Annotated in this window: 14 protein-coding genes and 1 pseudogene; 12 read left to right on the top strand and 3 right to left on the bottom strand. The window is 60.2% G+C overall.

All coding sequences use genetic code 11. From position 1 onward, the window contains the following. Positions 1 to 108: 108 nt before the first annotated feature. A complete protein-coding gene (locus KGB14_RS24660; RefSeq protein WP_223489357.1) occupies positions 109 to 1,299 on the bottom strand; it encodes a cation:proton antiporter in 1,191 nt (396 codons plus the stop codon). Positions 1,300 to 1,634: 335 nt separating this feature from the next. On the opposite strand from KGB14_RS24660, the gene KGB14_RS24655 reads away from it, so the two are divergent. From KGB14_RS24655 to KGB14_RS24625, 7 genes and pseudogenes are all read left to right on the top strand, one after another. After that, on the top strand, positions 1,635 to 3,257 hold the full coding sequence (locus KGB14_RS24655) for a SulP family inorganic anion transporter (protein ID WP_223489349.1): 1,623 nt from the start codon (positions 1,635 to 1,637) through the stop codon (positions 3,255 to 3,257). Between the two features lie 404 nt (positions 3,258 to 3,661). After that, positions 3,662 to 4,564: a LysR family transcriptional regulator gene (locus KGB14_RS24650; protein ID WP_223489347.1), complete on the top strand. Its 903-nt coding sequence runs from the start codon at positions 3,662 to 3,664 to the stop codon at positions 4,562 to 4,564. A gap of 131 nt (positions 4,565 to 4,695) precedes the next feature. Next, complete coding sequence (locus tag KGB14_RS24645; protein ID WP_223489345.1) at positions 4,696 to 5,322, top strand: glutathione S-transferase family protein; 627 nt, start codon at positions 4,696 to 4,698, stop codon at positions 5,320 to 5,322. A 63-nt stretch (positions 5,323 to 5,385) separates the two neighbouring features. Next, a pseudogene (locus tag KGB14_RS24640) lies at positions 5,386 to 6,345 on the top strand (pyridoxamine 5'-phosphate oxidase family protein); the annotation flags it as partial. A gap of 440 nt (positions 6,346 to 6,785) precedes the next feature. Further along, complete coding sequence (locus tag KGB14_RS24635) at positions 6,786 to 7,163, top strand: DUF6124 family protein (protein ID WP_223489343.1); 378 nt, start codon at positions 6,786 to 6,788, stop codon at positions 7,161 to 7,163. Positions 7,164 to 7,315: 152 nt separating this feature from the next. Then, entirely contained in the window at positions 7,316 to 8,509 is a 1,194-nt protein-coding gene (locus tag KGB14_RS24630; RefSeq protein ID WP_223489341.1) for a DUF3142 domain-containing protein, read from the top strand. Further along, the gene (locus KGB14_RS24625) at positions 8,496 to 10,628 is read left to right on the top strand and encodes a hypothetical protein (RefSeq protein WP_223489339.1); all 2,133 of its coding nucleotides are present in this window, start codon (positions 8,496 to 8,498) and stop codon (positions 10,626 to 10,628) included. The genes KGB14_RS24630 and KGB14_RS24625 overlap by 14 nt, the downstream gene beginning before the upstream one ends. Positions 10,629 to 10,631: 3 nt before the next feature. On the opposite strand, the gene KGB14_RS24620 is transcribed toward KGB14_RS24625, so the two are convergent. Then, entirely contained in the window at positions 10,632 to 11,261 is a 630-nt protein-coding gene (locus KGB14_RS24620) for a LysE family translocator (RefSeq protein WP_223489337.1), read from the bottom strand. Between the two features lie 145 nt (positions 11,262 to 11,406). Here KGB14_RS24620 and KGB14_RS24615 point away from each other — a divergent pair, with 145 nt between their 5' ends. Further along, on the top strand, positions 11,407 to 11,880 hold the full coding sequence (locus KGB14_RS24615; protein ID WP_223489335.1) for an Lrp/AsnC family transcriptional regulator: 474 nt from the start codon (positions 11,407 to 11,409) through the stop codon (positions 11,878 to 11,880). A gap of 121 nt (positions 11,881 to 12,001) precedes the next feature. Here the strand turns inward: KGB14_RS24615 and lpdA are convergent, their stop codons facing one another. After that, the gene (gene lpdA / locus KGB14_RS24610) at positions 12,002 to 13,402 is read right to left on the bottom strand and encodes a dihydrolipoyl dehydrogenase (RefSeq protein ID WP_223489333.1); all 1,401 of its coding nucleotides are present in this window, start codon (positions 13,400 to 13,402) and stop codon (positions 12,002 to 12,004) included. 208 nt (positions 13,403 to 13,610) lie between these two features. Here lpdA and hflK (KGB14_RS24605) point away from each other — a divergent pair, with 208 nt between their 5' ends. From hflK (KGB14_RS24605) to KGB14_RS24590, 4 genes are read left to right on the top strand one after another with little or no spacing between them, the layout of a single operon-like run. Next, positions 13,611 to 15,575: a protease modulator HflK gene (gene hflK, locus KGB14_RS24605; protein WP_223489729.1), complete on the top strand. Its 1,965-nt coding sequence runs from the start codon at positions 13,611 to 13,613 to the stop codon at positions 15,573 to 15,575. After that, a complete protein-coding gene (gene hflC / locus KGB14_RS24600) occupies positions 15,572 to 16,621 on the top strand; it encodes a protease modulator HflC (protein ID WP_223489331.1) in 1,050 nt (349 codons plus the stop codon). The genes hflK (KGB14_RS24605) and hflC overlap by 4 nt, the downstream gene beginning before the upstream one ends. Further along, a complete protein-coding gene (gene hflK / locus KGB14_RS24595) occupies positions 16,618 to 17,676 on the top strand; it encodes a protease modulator HflK (protein WP_223489329.1) in 1,059 nt (352 codons plus the stop codon). The genes hflC and hflK (KGB14_RS24595) overlap by 4 nt, the downstream gene beginning before the upstream one ends. Then, positions 17,673 to 19,583 (top strand): heavy metal translocating P-type ATPase, encoded by a 1,911-nt coding sequence (locus tag KGB14_RS24590; protein WP_223489327.1) that lies wholly within the window; start codon positions 17,673 to 17,675, stop codon positions 19,581 to 19,583. Before hflK (KGB14_RS24595) ends, KGB14_RS24590 begins: the two co-directional genes overlap by 4 nt. Positions 19,584 to 19,753 lie beyond the last annotated feature (170 nt).

Below are 19,753 nucleotides of genomic sequence, written 5' to 3'. Positions count from 1 at the left end.
GTTCATGTTTGCGCCCATGCCTATGCTCCGTAAAGGTCACTCGAACAGAAGCGTAGCCACTATGTCTTCACTATGCGAACCAACAAACCGTGGCAAATTTGACGGAAATCAATGATCACGACGAGCCAGCCGAGCAACCCATGGATTGGCACTCAAGCCATGCAGTAGCACGCTGAGTAAAACGGTGCAGACCGCGACAGCTATCAGGGTACGACTGGCTTGTAGAGGGTAGTCCAATATCATGACGGCGAAGACGATGCTGGCCAGACCTCGCGGGCCGAACCAACCGATGAACAGGCGGGTTTCGAAATCGAAGCGGGTTCCCACCAGACTGATCAGCACGGGCAGCAGGCGAATCACGGTCAAGCTGAGCACTGCGTAAAGCCAGATGTTCAAGGTAAGACTGCTCCAGGCCCGAGGGATGACCAGCGCCCCGAATACGACCCAGGTAATGACCGACAACAGGCTGGCGAACTCTTCGCTGGCCTCGAGCAGGTGATGTTTTTGCTCGGGAAACAAATAACTGGCGAACAACCCGCCGACGAACGCGGCGATAAACCCGCTCCCGCCTAATGCTTGCGCTGTGGCGAAGCAAAGAATGGCTAACCCGGGCAGTGTCAGTTGTGACCACATGGGGGTTTGCCAATGGTGTTTTTCGGAGTAACGCTGCAACAGCCAGGCAATAAGCGTAAGGGCGATACCGATGACGGCACCGATGCCCAGCTCCTCGATAACCAACTCCATTGCCAGCGCGAGGGGTGACTGCGTCTGCTCTTCGACCAGCAGGGCCAGGAACATCAACAGGACGGGAACACAGATGCCATCATTCAATCCGCTCTCCACGTTTAACCCTTCACGCACGGACGCCGGAACCTTGGGATTGCTCACAACGGCCTTACCCAGTGCAGCATCGGTGGGAGCCAGAAGGGTCGCCAGTATTGCCAATTCCACCGAGGGTACCTGCGGGAACAGCCAGATGCCGACCAGCCAACCGCTCAGAATGGTCAGTGGTAGCCCTATCATCAACAAGCGCAGCGGCAATCCTTCGTGTGCTCTTAGAACCTTGAGGTCAGCGTTGGCCGCATCGCTGAAGAGCACAATTGCCAATGTCAGTTCTGCCAGGATTTTGAGGCCGTCCTTGTCAATCCGAGGTTGCAGAATGCCCAGAACCGCCGGGCCGAGAATCAGACCGGCAAGCATGAACATGAGCGGACCATTGAGCAGGCGTGACTCGAAACGCCCTGCAAATATGCTGTAGGCCAGCAGGAAGGCGGCAAGCAGAGCCAGGTTCTGATACATCGATGGCCTGCCTGTCGAGGGGTGGAGTCATGTCATTGTGGTCGGGGAATGACTCATCCGCCAACCTGTGCGGCGGCATCGGTGGAGGCTTGGCAAATGAACTACATTGATCCAGATGGATTTGAGTGCGCGACGAATAGTTGATTTAAAGCAAACCCCGACGCCCGCGCGTTCCCATACTGAGTCCGTATAGATCACTTGCTGAACTTGGTCTCACTTGGGAGTTTTCAATGAGTCGGCGCCCCTCTGAACCGAATACCCCCCAACAGATCGACCAGGCCAAAGTCGCACTTGGGCATTCGAGTCGCAGATCGCGTGTGCCGGTACCGGAATGGATGCGCAACTATCGGCAGACCTGGCTCAAAGGCGATACGGTTGCAGGTCTGACCACAGCGGCTGTTGTCATACCCAAAGCGCTGGCATATGCAACCATTGCCGGCTTACCGGTACAGGTAGGGCTTTACACGGTGATGGTGCCGATGTTGATTTATGCCGTGCTCGGTTCGTCGCGGCCACTCAGCGTCAGTACGACTACGACACTCGCCATCCTTGCCGGTTCGGCACTCAATCAGATTAGCGCGTCCGGCGATCTGGCAGACTTGATGACAGGATCAGCCACGTTAGCCTTGCTGGTAGGGGTATTCCTCGCTCTGGCGGGGCTTTTGCGCATGGGCTTTGTCGCCAACTTTATCTCCGAGCCTGTACTGGTTGGATTCAAGGCAGGAATCGGCATTGTAATAGTGCTTGATCAAGTTCCCAAACTAATCGGCATCCATATTGATAAGGGCAACTTCCTCCATAATTTGCTAGTCACGCTGCAGGGAATCCCTGATGCGTCGTTGCCTACTGTTGCAGTCGGGGCACTCATGGTGCTTATCCTGATCACCATGAAGCGCTTTACGCCGGCCATACCAGCACCATTGGCAGCGGTGGCCATTGGGATTGTCGGGGTGAGCCTGCTTGGGCTGAATCACCATGGTGTTTCGGTCGTCGGTCATGTTCCAACCGGTTTACCTGCCTTGACGTTGCCCAAATGGGGGCTGGTGGCACAGCTCTGGCCTTCCGCTGCAGGCATTGCGTTGATGAGTTTTACCGAAACAATCGCCGCGGGGCGTGCCTTTAGTAGCAGTGATGAACCCTCGCCTCAAGCAAACCGGGAATTAATCGCGACAGGCATCGCAAATATAGGGGGTGCCTTCCTCGGAGCCATGGCTGCCGGAGGGGGCACGACTCAGACGGCGGTGAATCGCCAGGCAGGGGCTCACACTCAGTTGGCTGGATTGATAACAGCCGTTTTGGCATTGGGTGCCTGCCTGTTATTGGCCCCCTATATTGGCTTGATGCCCAATGCCACATTGGCTGCCGTGGTTATCGTCTATTCTGTTGGGCTTATTGACCCTTCCGAATTTCGAGAAATTCTCAAAGTGCGCCGCACAGAGTTTATCTGGGCGCTTGTCGCAACTTTAGGGGTCATGATGCTTGGAACATTGCAAGGCATCCTCGTCGCAATAATCGTCTCACTGTTGGCCTTGGCTCATCAGGTTTCCGACCCCCCGGTCTATGTGATGGTTCGCAAGCCAGGCACCAATGTTTTTCGTCCAGAGAGCGACGCCAATCCCCTTGATGAACATTTCTCGGATTTACTTTTACTTCACCTCGAAGGCCGCCTCTTCTTCGCCAATGCTGAGAGAGTCGGACAAAAGATGCGCACATTGGTCGACCAGGCGAGACCACGCGTTGTGGCGCTTGATTTCAGTGGTGTATTCGATCTGGAATACACCGCGCTCAAAATGCTGACGGAAGGTGAGCGCCGATTGCGCGATCAAGGCGTGACACTTTTGCTCGTAGGTATGAACCCCACTGTATTGGCTATGATGATGCATTCGCCGTTGGCAGAACTGAGCCGCACACGAATGCTCTTCAATCTTGAGCAAGCGGTAGCAAGTTATCAGAAGTAACCAAGAGCGGGACTTACTTCTAAAGTGAACGCGCCATCCAGGGGGCTTGCTGAGCGGCAACGGGGCAAGCACTGTCCCGACTGAGTAGGGACTTACAGGCCGCGGACTACGCGGGGCACTGTGACAACCTTTATTGTTTCGTCACTATCACTTCTGATCCTTCGCCACACACAAAACGACCCGCCGTGTGCGGGTCGTTTTTTGTGTGTGCTGTCTTGCCGATGTTTACCTGAGAGCACGTGCCAGGCCGAACCCACGGCTGACGCCTGCCATCAATGCGGTGTTTACATCAGAATTTGCCGCTCGCGTAGCCGCCATCGATGGCCCTGGATCATTTACGCTACACAGAAATAAAAATCGCAGCCTACGGTTGCGATTTCTTATCTCAATGAAGGACATGCCCGATGGACCGATTCCAGGAAATGCAGGTCTTCGCTGCCGTCGCCCAGGAGCAAAGCTTCTCGGCGGCGGCGCGGCGTTTGGGGATGTCGGCGGCCAGTGTCACCCGGGCAGTGGCGGCACTTGAGAGGCGCATTGGCACTCAGTTGCTGACGCGTACCACCCGTAGCGTGCATTTGAGCGAGGCGGGTCAGCGTTATCTGGAAGACTGTCGGAGAATTCTCACCGAGGTGCAGGAAGCCGAGGATTCGGCGGCGGGCAGCCACGCCCAACCCCGTGGGCAACTGACGATCACCGCGCCGGTATTGTTCGGTGAGTTGTTCGTCACGCCGGTCATGGTCGGTTACCTGACTCAATTCCCTGAAGTCAGCATCAACGCATTACTGGTCGACCGGGTGGTGAGCATGGTCGAGGAGGGTATCGATGTGGCTGTGCGCATCGGTGAGTTGCCTGACAGCAATCAGCATGCAATTCGCGTGGGCGAAGTGCGGCGGGTGATCTGCGCGTCCCCTGGCTTCCTGACTGACCATGGTCGGCCCCGGCATCCTGCCGATTTGAGCGCGGCCCCGATCATCGCAACCTCGTCCATTGGCCAGCACAGAAGCTGGCCATTCCTTGACGCGGGAGAGCCGATCAGCGTTCGTCCGGAACCGCGTCTGGTGGTCACCGCCAATCAGGCGGCTATCACGGCCGCCACCATGGGACTGGGACTGACTCGAGTGCTGTCGTACCAAGTGGCGAACAAGGTCGCCGCCGGTGATCTGGAAATTGTTCTGGCTGACTTCGAACTGCCGCCATTGCCCATTCATGTGGTCTACCAGGGTGGGCGCAAGGCCCCGGTGCGGGTCCGTAGTTTTGTGGACTTCGCGGTGAAGGTGCTGCGCGAACACCCTGCCCTGCACGGCTGAAGGGTTATTGCACTGGCTGAAATAATGGATTGCGTTTGCTGGTTATTCTGTTGTTTTGGTGGCAGGTGGAAGATAGCCCGCTATCGGCGCTGATCTTTCCTGAACGGCGCCACCACCCAGCGGAGTCGACCATGCAAGCCATCAAACTCTACAACTTCCCTCGTTCCGGCCATTCACACCGTGTGGAGCTGATGCTGTCCCTGCTGCAATTGCCGACCGAGCTGATCTTCGTCGATTTGGCCAAAGGCGCTCATAAGCAACCGGACTTCCTGGCGCTCAACCCGTTTGGTCAGGTTCCAGTGATTGATGATCAAGGCGTGGTGCTGGCCGACTCCAACGCGATCCTGGTCTACCTTGCGCTGAAATACGGTAACGGCCACTGGCTGCCAACCGATCCGGTCGGTGCGGCCAAGGTTCAGCGCTGGTTGTCGGTCGCCGCCGGGCCGATAGCCTTCGGCCCTGCCAGGGCAAGGCTGATCACTGTGTTTGGCGCGCCTTTCAATGCGCAAGAGGTGATCACTTATGCCCACACCTGGCTCAAAGCGATCGATCAGGAACTGGGCGCAACGGCCTATCTGGCCGGCAGCGAGCCGACCATCGCCGACATCGCCGCGTACAGCTACATCGCCCATGCACCGGAAGGCAATGTGTCGCTGGACGACTACGCCAACATCCGCGCGTGGCTGGCGCGAATTGAAGCCTTGCCAGGGTTTGTCGGCATGCCGCGCACCGTTGCCGGTTTGCAAAAAACTGCCTGATGCTCACGGCCCGACTCATCCGGGCCGTTCTTATTGCGCGAGGAGCGCAGGGGAGAAGCCGTTATGGAACGTTCACCTTGGCACGCAGGCGAGAAACAGTTGCAGGCTCACGTGGGTGTCGCCGAGCGAATGGACACATTGGGTTGTAGGGTGATTCGCAGCGAGATGCCGGATCAGCACCGCACGTTCTATCAGCAACTACCGTTCATGCTGTACGGCGCGGTGGATGCTGACGGCAACCCTTGGGCCAGCATTCTTGAAGGGGCGCCGGGCTTTGCCCATTCTCCCGAGCCTGCGCTATTGCAGTTCGGCAGCCTGCCTGGCCACGACGACCCTGCGCAACTGCAAGACGGGGCGGCGATCGGGCTGCTCGGCATCGAGCTGCATACACGACGTCGCAACCGTCTCAATGGTCGAGTCGGCGCTGTAACGGCGAGTGGCTTCGACGTGACGGTGGAGCAATCTTTCGGCAATTGCCCGAAATACATTCAATTGCGCCAGTTTCGCTCGGTGCCCCTGGCGGATCCGGCGACCCGTATCGCACAGCACCTCAATGGGCTGGATGACGCGGCCAAAGCCATGATCGCCGGCGCTGATACTTTCTTTGTCGCCAGTTATGCGGATGTCGATGGCCAACGCTCGGTGGACGTTTCTCATCGGGGTGGCCAGGCCGGTTTCGTCCAGGTAGAGGGCAATCGCCTGACCATCCCGGACTTCGCTGGCAACCTGTTCTTCAATACCTTGGGCAACCTGCTGATCAATCCTCGAGCCGGTTTGCTGTTCATCGATTTCGATTCGGGCGACCTGCTGCACCTCAGCGGTCGCACCCAAGTGATTCTCGAAGGCTCGCAGGTCGAAGCTTTTCAAGGGGCCGAGCGGCTGTGGACATTCGAGGTGGAGCGCGTGGTACGGCGGCCCGCGGCGCTGGCCTTGCGTTGGCGCTTTGACGGCGCGTCACCCACCAGTTTGCTGACCGGCACCTGGGCGCAGGCGAACGCACGCCTGCAAGCCAAGGCTCTAGGGGGGCTGCGGCCAGGTGAATTATCCACAGCCCCCGACAGGAGTGCCGGATGACGGACAGGTGCTGATTTGTTGCGCGGTGCCGGCGCAGGGTTCGGAGCCTTTGGTGCTCGATCTTTTGATCTTCAGGCAGTCCTACAGACGATGATTTTGGGGGGATGTTTCCGACAGGTTTTGACGGTTGTCGGTCGGAAATGGGGTGGATAGGCTTTGGGGGTCGCTGGCAATTCAGCGATCGGGCCTGGAAAACCCGAAGTACAGGATCACAGCAGATGACATAATGCGGCGCTTTTTCAGCTCTGCAGTTATGGCGGCTGTGCGTGGGAGACCTTCGGGTCTGCCGGGTTTGATCCTTTACCGGTTTTTCCAGTCCGCGTACAGCTGCCACCCCTTTCGTCTGGAAAACGAAAAATGGCAGCTCCATCTCTTTAAGGATCTTTGCCATGTTTAAGCCGACACCAAATCCGCCCGAAGCGGACAGCACTTCCCCTTACGAATCCCTCAATTCAAAAAAACTCAACGAAGCCGCCGAACGCGCGCTCGATCACTACCTCAACCCAGCCGCCCTCAAATCCCCCGTGGCCCGCAAGCCGAGCACGATGTATAGGGTTGCGCCGGATATCAAAGACGAAGACCTGTTGGCCCACACCTGTGAATCGTTGGCCCAGGCCAGTGTGATGGCGAGTGATTTTGCGGGGTATCTGGAAGGGCCGCACCGGCACACGGCGATGGCGATTCAACAGATCGTCATGCTGGCAGAACTGGCGGCGAACCGGATGCTGGATAACGTGGGCGTACCAAAACCTGCGCCACACAGCTAACCCAATGTGGGACCGGGAATTCTCTTCCAGTAGCGCCTGGTACCGAAAAGTCAGGTGATCATTGCCCGCAAGCCAATGGCTGAGTAGGGTAACGAGCAGAGCGACAAAGGGCCTTCAGAGGCCCTTTTTGTAATTCAGGGATAAGGTTTTTCATGGTTTTTTTCACACGCTTGCTCGTTTTGCTGACAGCGGTGTTGCTCAACGGTTGCGAGCGACCGGACACGCCGCCGCTCGATCGGCAACTCTATGTCTGGCAACGCCAATGGACGCCGGCCCATGACGCCGCGCTGCGCGACAGCCGCGCCGATTTCTCGACCTTGCGCGTGCTGGCCTTGCAGGCATTTCCGCAGGCCGGTTGGAGCCGGGCGCGGATCGATCCGGCGCTGCTCAAGCGGGATGGTCGACCGCTGATTGCAGTGGTTCGTCTGGATGGCCAGCTAAAGGGGCTGGATCAGGGCGAGGTCACGGCGCAAATCCAGCAAGTGCTCAGTGATTGGCAAGGGCAGGGGCTGGTCCTCTCCGGTGTGGAAATCGACCACGATGCGGGTAACGTCCGGCTACCGGCCTACCGCGAATTTCTCACGCATTTGCGCGCCGACCTGCCGGCTTCCTTGCCGCTGAGCATCACCGCGTTGCCGGCCTGGCTCGACAGCCCTGAGTTGCCGGCGCTGCTGGCGACGGTCGACAGCAGCGTCTTGCAGGTGCATGCGGTGAGCGATCCACGACGTGGGCTGTTCGACCCGGATCAGGCCCGGCAGTGGGCCAAGGCCTGGAGCCGTATTACTTCGAAACCATTTTATCTGGCGCTGCCGGCTTATGGCGTGGCGCTGTTGCCAGGGGCCAGTGGTGCGCCGGTTGTGGAAAGCGAAGTGCCCATCGAGCGGGGCGGCAAACGCCGGGAATTGCTGGCAGACCCGCAGCAACTGAGCAAACTCGGCGCCGAGTTGCGCGCCGATCCACCGGCTCATCTGGCCGGACTGATCTGGTTTCGTCTGCCGCTGGCCAATGATCGCAGGGCCTGGAGCCTGACGACGCTTATCGCTGTGGCGCGCGGCGATACCCTCGACAGTCGTGTGGGGCTGAAGCTCTCGGCGCAGGACGGTCTCTACGACATCAGCGTCAGCAACCAAGGCAACCTCGACAGCGCCTGGCCCGAACGCCTGACACTGGCGGTGCAGGGCTGCGATGGCGCCGATGCATTGGCCGGTTATGCATTGCAACAGCGCCCGGATCTGCTTACCTTCACCCGCCTGCGCGAGGGTCGAATACCGGCCGGCGGGCAGCGCGCCATCGGTTGGGCACGCTGCGCAAATATTGATCAAGGAGGTTCGAATGTTCACCCGTAACTGGCCCCGCCATGTGCTTTGCCTGAGCCTCAGCCTGCCGTTGGGTTCGGCGCTGGCCTGCGGGCCGGACTTCCCCATGCGCCTGCTGGACAACCGTGACCAGTCGCTGGCGGAACTGCCGGAAGGCAACTTCAACCTTGAGATCAACCGCCTCGGGCATGCCATCGCGGGACTGAAAAATGTCACCGCCGCCACCAACATTCCCGGGGACGGTTATGGCGATGCGCCCGATTACACCGGTCAGCGGGACACTGCCGAACAGGCCGGTTTGACGCCCGAGCAACAAGCGCGGGTGAAACAGCTGCGCAGCCTGACCGATGCCCGTCAGGTAGAAGAGCAAGGCGCGAATCTGCCGACCGAGTTCACGTTCTATCTGGCTGGCGCGGTGGCATTCAACGCCGGTGACCATGGTTTGGCCGCCGAATACTTTCAGAAAGTGCTGGCGCTGCCGGCGGATCAACGCCCGTTGCGCAGCACCTGGGCGGCTTATTCGTTGGGGCGGGCACTGTTCGCCATGAGTTCAGAAGCGGGTGCCGGCCCGGACCTGCTGGCTCAATCTCGAAAGGCCTTCGAGCAGACTCGTCAGTTGAGCATCGACGGCTTCAGCGACCCGTTGGAACTGGGTGTCGCCAGCCTCGGCGAAGAAGCGCGAGTGGCCCGCACCGCTGGCGACTGGAACAACGCCATCGAACTCTACGCCACGCAAAACCTTCACGGTTCGGCGGTGGGTTACACCTCGCTGAAGCTGTTGATGGCCGATCTGGCGGCGATGCCTGACGATCAACTGGCCGAGGTGCTCAAGGGCAAAGCGGTGCAGCAACTGGTGACGGCGTCGTTGATCAGTCGACTGGGCTGGTCATTCGGTGATCAACCGCCGAACGAACAAAAATTGATCAAACTGCTGCAAAACAGTACCCGTGGCAGTCTGGATAACGCTGATCGCCTGGCGGCGATGAATTATCAACAGGGCGATTACGCCAGCGCCAAAGCCTTCCTCGAGCAGGCCGGTGACGGCGGCCTCGCGTGGTGGCTGCGGGCCAAACTGGCGTTGCGTGAGGGCGACAAAAGCGCTGCCGCCGCGGCCTACGCCAAGGCAGCCCAGGCCTTCCCGCAGAACGAGTCCTGGGGCGAACGACGGACGCCGGACTGGGATTACGAAACGGTGCAGCCCAAGTGCCGGGTCGACGGCGAAAGCGCGATTCTGGCCCTGCAACGCGGGGATTATCTGCAAGCCTTCGATCAGCTCTATCGCAGCCAAAACATTTACTGGTACGACGCGGCCACCGTTGCCGAACGGGTGCTGACCCTCGATGAACTCAAGCAGTACGTCGACACCCAGGTACCGGCACCGCCGCCGCTCAGTCAGCAGGATCGTGACAATTATGTGCCATTGCCGGTGGCCGCGAGCCTGCGCAATCTGCTGGGGCGGCGCCTGTTGCGTGAAGGGCGTTATGACGAAGCACCGGCTTACTTCGACAACGTCGATCTGCAGAACAAGGCCAAGGCGTATGGGCAGTTGCGTCAGGAGGCGGACGCTGCCTGGTGGCCGACCAAGCGTGCTGCTGCCCTGTTTAACGCGGGTTGGATGGCGCGTGAGTGGGGGATGGAGATTCTCGGCTACGAAATGGCGCCGGATTACGCCACATTGGGTGGTAATTACAGCCTTGAGAGCCGTGAGCTGAAGGTCGGTCCATTAGTGGCTGAGGATGAAGTCCTGCGTCAGCAAGCCAGCGCCGCTCAACCCGATGAGCGCTATCACTACCGTTATGTCGCAACGGCTTTGGCCAGTCGTGCTGCCGATAATCTGCCTCATACCAGCCAGGCTTTTGCGGCGGTGTTGTGTGCGGCGGCGGGATGGAACACCAGCCTTGAAGAGGAAAGTGCCTTCTATCAACGCTATGTAAAAGAAGGGCCGTACGTGGATTGGGCGGTGAACTTCGGTCACCAATGCCCTTATCCCGATTTTCAGAACGCCAGCAAACGTTATGTAACCCAGGCCACCGACGCTGCACGTTCGATGCTGCGGCCCTACAAGAAGCCGGTGCAAGTAGGCGCAATTGTGGCGTTCACGGCAGCGGCGCTGTTACTGATCAGTCGCCGCCGTCGTAGAGTGCGATAACCCTCAGGCCTGCTGTACAAAGGTCAGCCGCACCGCGAAGCCGATCAGCAGGCTGCCGAACAACCACTGCTGCACCCGCTGGGCCGATGGGCTGCGTTGCAGCCAACGGCCCAGCGCAGCGCCGACCAGCGCGTAGGCGCTGTCGAACAACAACCCGACACCGACCAGCATCATGCCCAGCGTTGCAAATTGCGCGAGCACTGGCCCGGCGTGAGGTTCGATGAACTGCGGCAACAGCACCGAGCAGAACAGCAGCGCCTTGGGGTTGAGCAGGTTGGTCAGCAAGCCGCGTTGGATCGCCTCGCGCCAATGCGGTTTTTCGGTCGTTGCGCCTGCACCGTTCAAGCTCGGCAGCATTGTGGTGCGCAGGCACTGAATGCCGATCCACAGCAGGTAAGCGGCCCCGACCAGGCGCACCACATCAAAAGTCCAGGGTGCCGTCTTGAACAGCGCCGCCAATCCCAATGCCGCCAAGGCCACATGACAACCACGCGCCACGCCCAGCCCCAGCGCCGTGGCGAGCGCCGCGCCTTTGCCCTGACGCGCGCCGGTCTGCAACAGCAAAATCATGTCCGGGCCGGGCAGCAGGTACACCACTGTCAGTGCCATGAAAAACAGCCAGAGTCCTGCCATGTCGCACCCCATTCGTTGTCGATTTGGTGAGGTCAGTCTACGGCCGAGGGGCAGGGCAGGTGGTTGCGTAGTCAGCTTCTAATGCTTCGATATTTGGCATAACCTGCCATTTTGTGATGATCGAACCATCGGGATCTGCCAAACCATGAAACTTGACGCTTATGACCGCAAAATTCTCGCGGCGCTGCAACGAGACGGTCGCCTGAGCAACGTGCAGTTGGCTGACGAAATCGGTTTGTCCGCCTCACCCTGTTTGCGTCGGGTACGGATGCTGGAAGAAGCGGGAGTGATTCGCGGCTATCAGGCCAATCTGGATCGAGATGAAGTGGGGCTTGGGCTGACGGTGTTTGTCGGGGTCAAAGTCGAACGGCATAACGATGAACAGGCCGAAGCGTTTCGCGAGGCCGTGACGGCATTGCCTGAGGTGATTTCGGCTTTTCTGGTGTCAGGGGAATCGGATTTTCTGCTGCAAGTGGTGGTGCCGGATTTGCGCGCCTATGACCGGTTTCTCACCGGGCGACTGCTGAAACTGCCGGGTGTGAGCGACATTCGCAGCAATTTTGCGATTCACACGGTGAAGACGCCAGGGGCGCTGCCGTTGGAGCATTTGCCGCTTTAGACCGAGTCGACTGCATCGCGAGCAGGCTCGCTCCCACATTTGATCTGTGGCGTTCACAAAACCAATGTGGGAGCGAGCCTGCTCGCGATAGCGGTAGTTTAGTCTCCATCGACCTCCAGGCTTACATCTGTGTCGCCATCCCCTCCACATCCATTGCCGCCTGGCGCAGGGCTTCGGAGCGGGTCGGGTGGGGATGACAGGTCAGGGCGATGTCTTCGGCCGAGGCGCTGAACTCCATGGCCACGCAATATTCGCCAATCATTTCACTGACGCTGGGGCCCACAAGGTGCACGCCGAGGACTTCGTCGGTGCGCTCATCGGCCAATACTTTGGCGAAGCCTTCGGTTTCATGGTTGATCTTCGCCCGGCTGTTGGCGGTGAAGGGGAATTTGCCGACCTTATAGGCGCGACCTTCGGCCTTCAGCTGTTCTTCGGTCTTGCCGACGCTGGCCAACTCCGGTTTGGTGTAGATCACGCTGGGAATCAAGTCGTAATTGACCTCGCCGGCCTTGCCGACGATCTGCTCGATGCAGGCCATGGCTTCGTCTTCGGCCTTGTGGGCGAGCATCGGCCCAGACGTGACATCACCGATCACCCAGACGCCAGCGGCTTCGGTGCGGTGGCCCTTGTTGGCGAGCATGCCGCGTTTGTCCGTGGCGAGACCGACGTTTTCCAGCCCCAGGCCTTGGGTATAAGGGCGCCGACCAATGGCCACCAACACGTAATCGGCTTCAAGCAACTCGGCTGTGCCACCCGCGGCCGGTTCGACGCGGAGCTGAACACCGCTCGCCGACGTCGTGGCGCTGGTGACTTTCGAACTCAACTTGAAGCGGATGCCTTGCTTGCTCAATGAGCGCTGAAGGGTCTTGCCCGCTTCGCCATCCACACCGGGGCAGATCCGATCGAGAAATTCGACCACCGTCACCTGAGCGCCCAGGCGCCGCCATACCGAGCCCAGCTCCAGGCCGATCACTCCGGCACCGATCACCACCAGGTGCTTCGGCACTTCGCCCAGCGACAGCGCGCCCGTGGAGTCGAGGATGCGTTTGTTGTCGATGTCCACGCCGGGCAGGGGAGTGGGTTCGGAACCGGTGGCGATCACGATGTCCTTGGCGCTCAGCTCGCTCCTGGTGCCCTGGCTGTCGGTCACCGTGACTTTGCCCGGCCCGTCGATGTGGCCCCAGCCCTTGATCCAGTCGACTTTGTTTTTGCGAAACAGAAACTCGATGCCTTTGGTCAGCCCGGTAACGCTTTCATCCTTCTGTTTCATCATTTGAGCAAGGTTGAGGACAGGTTTGACCTCAATCCCCAGGTTGGCGAATTCCGCCCCCATGGCCGCATCGTAGAGTTCGGAAGCATGCAGCAGGGCCTTGGACGGCATGCAGCCGACATTCAGGCAGGTCCCGCCCAGAGTGGCGCGGCCTTCCACGCATGCCGCTTTCAGACCCAGCTGCCCGGCGCGGATCGCTGCGTTATATCCGCCGGGGCCTGCGCCCAGAATCACGACGTCATAGGTGCTCATAGTGGTACTCCTGGTGAAAGGGGGCAGGATCGATAAAAGTAACCTTCGATAAAAATTACGAACGTAATATGTGCGTTTCGAGCCATTTCGGTCAAGGCTTCAGCTTGGCGACAGGTTCAGCGCTTTTAGATAGAGCGATTTACGACGAATATTTCACCACTTTCGTTATATCGTAACGAATTGTGATGTGAGCGATGGCTGGGGTGGTATGCAAGTCGATCTCGATGACGATGGGGCACAAATAGCAGCGCTGCCGCGCTTTCAGCAGGCGGTCGTTCAAGGGCGTCGATTGCGACAGATCGCAATCGGTCTGGGTGCCTTGGCAGCAGCAGGGTGGGTGCTGGCGTTTTTTGTCGGGCTGTTTGCGCCGCAGTCGTTGTGGGCGGCGTTGCTGGTCAATCAGAGCGCCGGTTTGCTGGTGCTGGTCGCCGGCTTGCAATCGGCCTGGTGGGTGACGCAGTGGCGGGTACGGGCGATGAATCCGGCCGTGCTGGTGCCGGTGGCCATCGTTGAAGAAGCCGTTGCCGCCGAGGGCTGGTACGAGCGGTTGCTGGACCGGATCAGTCAGGGTTGGTGGCGCTTGCTGGGGCAAATCGGTGCTCCAACACTTTGGCTGGGTGGCTGGGCGCTGTTGACGTTGTTCAGCATCGAGCAAGTCTGGAACCTGGCTCTGCCGCCCGCTACGTTGGGAGGGGCGGCCAGTGTCGGCGCCGCGCTGTCGTTGCTGCTGGCGTTCGGTTTGTTGGTGCTGGAGCGGCAACTGGCCCAGGAAAACGTCGCCCAATGGCCCGAAGCCGGGTCGTTGGCGCAGCTGACGCGGGTTGCAATTATTGGCCTGGTGCTCAGCGCATTGTGTTTGTTGTTCGGCAGTGAAACGTCAGTCTGGCCAGTGCGTCTGGCGGTGCTGATCGGCTTGTTGCCGGGGCTGGTCGCCGTCGAGCTGTTGCTGCGCGCGGTGTTGTCGCTGTTCAGCCCCCGTCGTGAACAACTGGAACCGGCCTTGCTGGCGCGAAGCTTTGTTGCCGACATGCTGCGCTGGCCGCCGCAACCCCTGCTCGCATTGCAGCACGAAATACACAATCGCTTCGGTATCGATCTGCGGCAGATCTGGGCCTTTACTTACATGCGCCGCGCTTTTTTGCCGGTGCTGGCGGTGGTGGCAATCGTCGGTTGGTCGCTCACCGGCATTCACGAAATACCGCTGCAAGGGCGGGGTATCTACGAGCGTTTCGGCAAACCGGTGGAGGTGTTCGGTCCTGGTTTGCACACGGGTTTGCCATGGCCGCTGGGCCGCGTGCTGAGCGTCGAGAACGGTGTGGTCCACGAGTTGGCCACCAGCGTGGGCGAAACATCGGCACCGGTCGAGGTCGAACCCGCCGAAGGCTCGGCACCGGCGATTGCCAATCGCTTGTGGGACGCCAGCCATGTGAATGACAAATCCCAGGTCATTGCCAGCAGCCGTGCCGACAAACAGAGCTTCCAGATCGTCAACATGGACGTGCGCTTCGTCTATCGCATTGGGCTGAGCGATCAGGCGGCGCTGGCCGCGACCTACAACAGCGCCGATTTGCCGACACTGATCCGTAGCACCGCCAGCCGGATTCTGGTTCACGATTTCGCCTCACGAACCCTCGACGGTTTGCTCGGTGAAGACCGGGTAGGGCTTGCCGACCAGATCGGCCACGCAGTGCAGGCTGACCTGCAAAAACTCGACAGCGGCGTGGAAATTCTCGCCACGGTGGTCGAAGCCATTCACCCGCCGGCGGGGGCTGCCAACGCTTATCACGGCGTGCAGGCGGCGCAGATTGGCGCTCAGGCATTGATTTCCCGCGAGCGCGGGGCAGCGGCGGAGGCGACCAACCAGGCGCAGTTGCAGGCCAGCATCGCTCGTGATCAAGCCACGGCCAGTGCGCATGAAATCAACTCGAGCGCCCAGGCCGCCGATCTGAAATTTGCTGCCGAGCGAAAGGCTTACTCCAGCGCCGGCCAGGCTTTTGTACTGGAGCAATACCTCAGCCAACTGAGCCAGGGTTTGGCCAACGCCAAGCTGCTGATTCTCGATCATCGTCTGGGCGGCAGCAGCAATGCGCCGACCATCGACCTACGCACCTTCACGCTGCCGGCTGACCTTGCGCCGCCGCGTAACACTGCTCAGCCAGGAGCCGCCCATTGAGCCAGTCGACGCCGACTCACAATCACGATCACGATGACCACACCGGGCACGATCATGGCCATGGCGGGCATCACCACGGCCATCACCATCATCACCACGGTGATCCACACGAAGCTGGCCCGTTCCCGTGGCGGCGAATGGGCTGGGCGGCGCTACTGGTGGCGTTTGCCATTGCGGCAGCGAGCCTGGTGCAAGTGCGCTCAGGCGAGGCCACGGTGATTACGCGCTTCGGCAATCCATCGCGGGTGTTGCTGGAGCCGGGTCTTGGCTGGCGCTGGCCCGCACCGTTCGAGGCGGCGATCCCGGTGGATCTGAGACTGCGTACCACCTCCAGCGGTTTGCAGGATGTGGGCACGCGCGATGGTCTGCGCATCATCGTGCAAGCCTATGTGGCCTGGCAGGTGCAGGGTGATCCAGACAACGTGCAACGCTTCATGCGCGCGGTACAGAACCAGCCGGACGAAGCAGCGCGGCAGATTCGCACCTTTGTCGGCTCGGCGCTGGAAACCACCGCCAGCAGTTTCGATCTGGCCAATCTGGTGAACACCGACGCCAACCAAGTGCACATCGCTGACTTCGAAGCACAGCTGCGTCAGCAGATTGATCAGCAGTTGCTCACCACCTATGGCGTGCGAGTGTTGCAAGTCGGCATCGAACGTCTGACGTTGCCGTCGGTGACGTTGACGGCCACCGTCGATCGTATGCGTGCCGAGCGTGAAACAATCGCCACTGAACGCACGGCCATCGGTAAGCGTGAAGCCGCGCAAATTCGCTCCGCGGCCGAGCGTGATGCGCGAATCGTGCAAGCCGATGCGACGGTGAAAGCCGCAGACATTGAAGCTCAATCCCGCGTCGAAGCCGCGCAGATTTACGGTCGCGCCTACGCCGGTTCGCCGCAGCTCTACAACTTGCTGCGTTCTCTCGACACCTTGGGCACCATCGTCACGCCGGGCACCAAACTGATTTTACGTACCGATGCCGCGCCGTTCCGGGTATTGGTTGACGGCCCGCCGACCCTCGATAACAAGTCCGGGTCGCAGCCATGAGTTTGGTTCCACGTGGAACACATGAGTTGAGTAGCCCCTGGATTCAGGCCGGGCGCCTGGCTTTTTTGGCGCTTTACGCCGTGACCGTGCTGGCTGCGTTGGCGTGGGCATTCTCCAATGTGCGGCAAATCGACCCGCAAAATCGTGCCGTGGTGTTGCACTTCGGCGCGCTGGATCGCATTCAGAATGCCGGGTTGCTGTTGGCATGGCCGCGCCCGTTTGAGCAGGTGATCTTGTTGCCGGCAGCGGATCGAGTAATCGAGCGTCGGGTGGAAAATCTTCTGCGCACCGATGCCGCGTTGCAGGCTGATCGAGTGGCGAGTTTCGCCACGCCTATCAGCGATGCGCTTGCCGGTTCCGGTTATCTGCTGACCGGGGATGCGGGCGTGGTGCAACTGGATGTGCGGGTGTTCTACAAAGTCACCGAGCCTTATGCCTTTGTTCTTCAGGGCGAACATGTGCTGCCGGCGCTGGATCGGCTGGTGACGCGCAGTGCCGTGGCGCTCACCGCTGCGCGAGATCTGGACACCATTCTGGTGGCTCGACCAGAACTGATCGGCACCGACAATCAGGCCGCCGAACGTCGCGAACGCCTACGTGGCGATCTGGTGCGGGGCATCAATCAACGCCTGGCCGAACTGACGGCGACCGGGCAGGGCTTGGGCATCGAAGTGGCGCGGGTCGATGTGCAATCGAGTTTGCCCGGCCCGGCGGTGAATGCGTTCAACGCGGTGTTAACCGCCAGCCAGCAAGCCGACAAAGCGGTGGCCAACGCGCGCACCGAGGCCGAGAAACTGACCCAGTCCGCCAACGAACAAGCCGACCGCACGCTGCAAGTGGCTCACGCCCAAGCGAGCGAACGACTGGCCAAAGCCTCCGCCGACACCGCCACGGTGCTGAGTTTGGCCAAGGCGCAACAGCAGGGCACTGACCCGCAAATGCTGCTGCGTATTTACCGTGAGCGGATGCCGAAGATTCTCGGGCAGGCCGGTTCGGTAACCACGGTCGATCCGAAAGACGATTCCCGCCTGATCATTCAGGGAGCTGCGCAATGACTGCCCAAACCGCCGCCGCGCCGAGCATGTTGTCCTCGGCTGAACAACGTAGCGCCGCGCGCCAGTTGACCCTGGCCATGCTTGCACTGGGCTTGCTAGCGCTTGGCCTGATCTGGCGCTGGTTGTCGCCGGAGCAGACCGGCGTCAGTCAATTGCTGCTGGGTTTTGCCTCCTTGCTGGTGGCCGTGCCGGTCATGCGCTCGGCGTGGTACAGCCTGCGTTATCCGAGCCTGCACGGGATCACCGATCAATTGATCGCCCTGGCCATGCTCGGCGCCTGGGCCACGGGCGATCTGCTGACCGCCGCACTGTTGCCGATCATCATGATCTTCGGCCATGTGCTGGAGGAGCGCAGCGTGATCGGTTCCCAGGAAGCGATTCATGCACTCGGCAAACTGACGCGCAGCCATGCACGCAAGATTCAGGCAGACGGCTCCATCGTCGAAGTCGATAACGGCACACTCAGGGCCGGCGACCTCGTGGAGGTGCGTGCCGGTGATCGTGTGCCGGCGGATGGCCGAGTGCTGTCCGGACAGGCAAGTCTGGACACCGCCTCAATCACCGGTGAGTCGGTGCCAATAGAAGCTGGCGTGGGCATGCCGGTGTTCGGCGGGGCGATCAACCTCGATGGCCTGCTGCGCCTTGAAGTGACTCGCACAGGTAAAGAATCGACCCTGGGTAAAGTCATCGCACTGATGCAAAGCGCCGAACGCTCCAAGCCGCCGATCACCCGTTTACTCGAACGCTATGCCGGCAGCTACATGGTGCTGGTGTTGCTGCTGGCCGCCGTGACCTGGTTTGTCACTAACGATGCCCAAGCGATGCTCGCGGTGCTAGTGGCCGCTTGTCCTTGCGCGCTGGTGTTGTCGGCTCCGGCCACGGCCATTGCCGGGGTGGCGGTGGCAGCCCGGCACGGGATTCTGATTCGCAGCTCAGCGTTCCTTGAGGAGTTGGCTGACCTGACTTCGCTGGTGGTCGACAAGACCGGAACCCTGACTTTCGGCACCTTGCGCCTGCAATCGATCGACAGTCCGCTGGAGGATCGCAGTCACGTTGTAAAACTCGCCGCCAGCCTCGGTTCCGCGAGCAGCCATCCGGTCAGCCGCGCATTGGCCGGGTTGGTCACGCAGGAGCACTTTCTACTGCTCTCAGACATTCGCGAGCGTCAGGGGCTCGGCGTGGTGGCGATGACAGAGCAGGGCGAGGCAGCCCTCGGTCGCCCCGAGCTGTTCGCGCAATTGGGCATCGTTACTTCAGCGGTTCCCGAACACGACGGCCCGATTGCCGGGCTGGCACTCGACGGTGAATTTCTCGCTTGGTTGTTGCTCGCTGACAGCGTCAAACCCGAGGCACGGTTTGCCTTGAGTGAATTGCGTGAGCTTGGCCTCGGCCGCCAGTTGTTGCTCACCGGTGACAGGCAAAGTGTGGCGCACACGCTAGCCCGGGATGTAGGCATCAGCGATGTCGAAGCCCAGGCCTTGCCCGAGGACAAACTCAATCGCGTGCTCAAAGAAATCGGCAGCGGTTTCCGGCCGATGGTGGTGGGAGACGGTATCAACGATTCCCTGGCGCTCAAGGCGGGTGTGGTTGGCGTGGCCATGGGCGCCGGCGGTGCTGACATCGCGCTAGCCTCCGCCGATATCGTCCTGATCGGCAGCGACCTGCGCCGACTCGGAACCTGCGTGCGCTTGAGTCGCCAGTGTCGGCAAACCCTGCAGGTCAACGTGATTATCGGATTGGGCTGGACCCTGGCCATTGTCGCGTTCGCCGCATTCGGCTGGCTTGGGGCGGCCGGGGCGATGATTGCCGCCCTGTTGCACAACTTGAGCACGTTATTGGTGCTCGGTAATGCCGGGCGTTTGCTACGCTTTCAGGAACCCCTACTCAAGCTTAAGGATGAGGTATGAGCGCCTACAACTTTCAGAACTGTGTGTCGGGTTTGTAGTCATCTAGGGTAAGGCGATCATTTTCAACGGTCGCCCGCTACTTGGCTTCACCGTTGGTGGCAACATCAGGAATAGAAAAAGGCTATTAAATCGGTAGCCTGCTATTTTTCAAGGATGGTCTACCCTCAGAT

This window comes from Pseudomonas sp. A-RE-19, assembly GCF_019956555.1.
GTDB lineage: Bacteria > Pseudomonadota > Gammaproteobacteria > Pseudomonadales > Pseudomonadaceae > Aquipseudomonas.
This window is presented reverse-complemented; position numbering and strand designations above follow the sequence as displayed.

Bases quoted from the DNA above. Each gene is read 5' to 3' on its own strand.
- KGB14_RS24590 (WP_223489327.1), top strand. From the start codon at position 17,673: ATGACTGCCCAAACCGCCGCCGCGCCGAGCATGTTGTCCTCGGCTGAA.
- hflK (WP_223489329.1), top strand. From the start codon at position 16,618: ATGAGTTTGGTTCCACGTGGAACACATGAGTTGAGTAGCCCCTGGATT.
- KGB14_RS24615 (WP_223489335.1), top strand. From the start codon at position 11,407: ATGAAACTTGACGCTTATGACCGCAAAATTCTCGCGGCGCTGCAACGA.
- KGB14_RS24655 (WP_223489349.1), top strand. From the start codon at position 1,635: ATGCGCAACTATCGGCAGACCTGGCTCAAAGGCGATACGGTTGCAGGT.
- lpdA (WP_223489333.1), bottom strand. From the start codon at position 13,402: ATGAGCACCTATGACGTCGTGATTCTGGGCGCAGGCCCCGGCGGATAT.
- KGB14_RS24620 (WP_223489337.1), bottom strand. From the start codon at position 11,261: ATGGCAGGACTCTGGCTGTTTTTCATGGCACTGACAGTGGTGTACCTG.
- KGB14_RS24645 (WP_223489345.1), top strand. From the start codon at position 4,696: ATGCAAGCCATCAAACTCTACAACTTCCCTCGTTCCGGCCATTCACAC.
- KGB14_RS24625 (WP_223489339.1), top strand. From the start codon at position 8,496: ATGTTCACCCGTAACTGGCCCCGCCATGTGCTTTGCCTGAGCCTCAGC.
- KGB14_RS24635 (WP_223489343.1), top strand. From the start codon at position 6,786: ATGTTTAAGCCGACACCAAATCCGCCCGAAGCGGACAGCACTTCCCCT.
- KGB14_RS24630 (WP_223489341.1), top strand. From the start codon at position 7,316: ATGGTTTTTTTCACACGCTTGCTCGTTTTGCTGACAGCGGTGTTGCTC.
- KGB14_RS24650 (WP_223489347.1), top strand. From the start codon at position 3,662: ATGGACCGATTCCAGGAAATGCAGGTCTTCGCTGCCGTCGCCCAGGAG.
- hflK (WP_223489729.1), top strand. From the start codon at position 13,611: ATGCAAGTCGATCTCGATGACGATGGGGCACAAATAGCAGCGCTGCCG.
- KGB14_RS24660 (WP_223489357.1), bottom strand. From the start codon at position 1,299: ATGTATCAGAACCTGGCTCTGCTTGCCGCCTTCCTGCTGGCCTACAGC.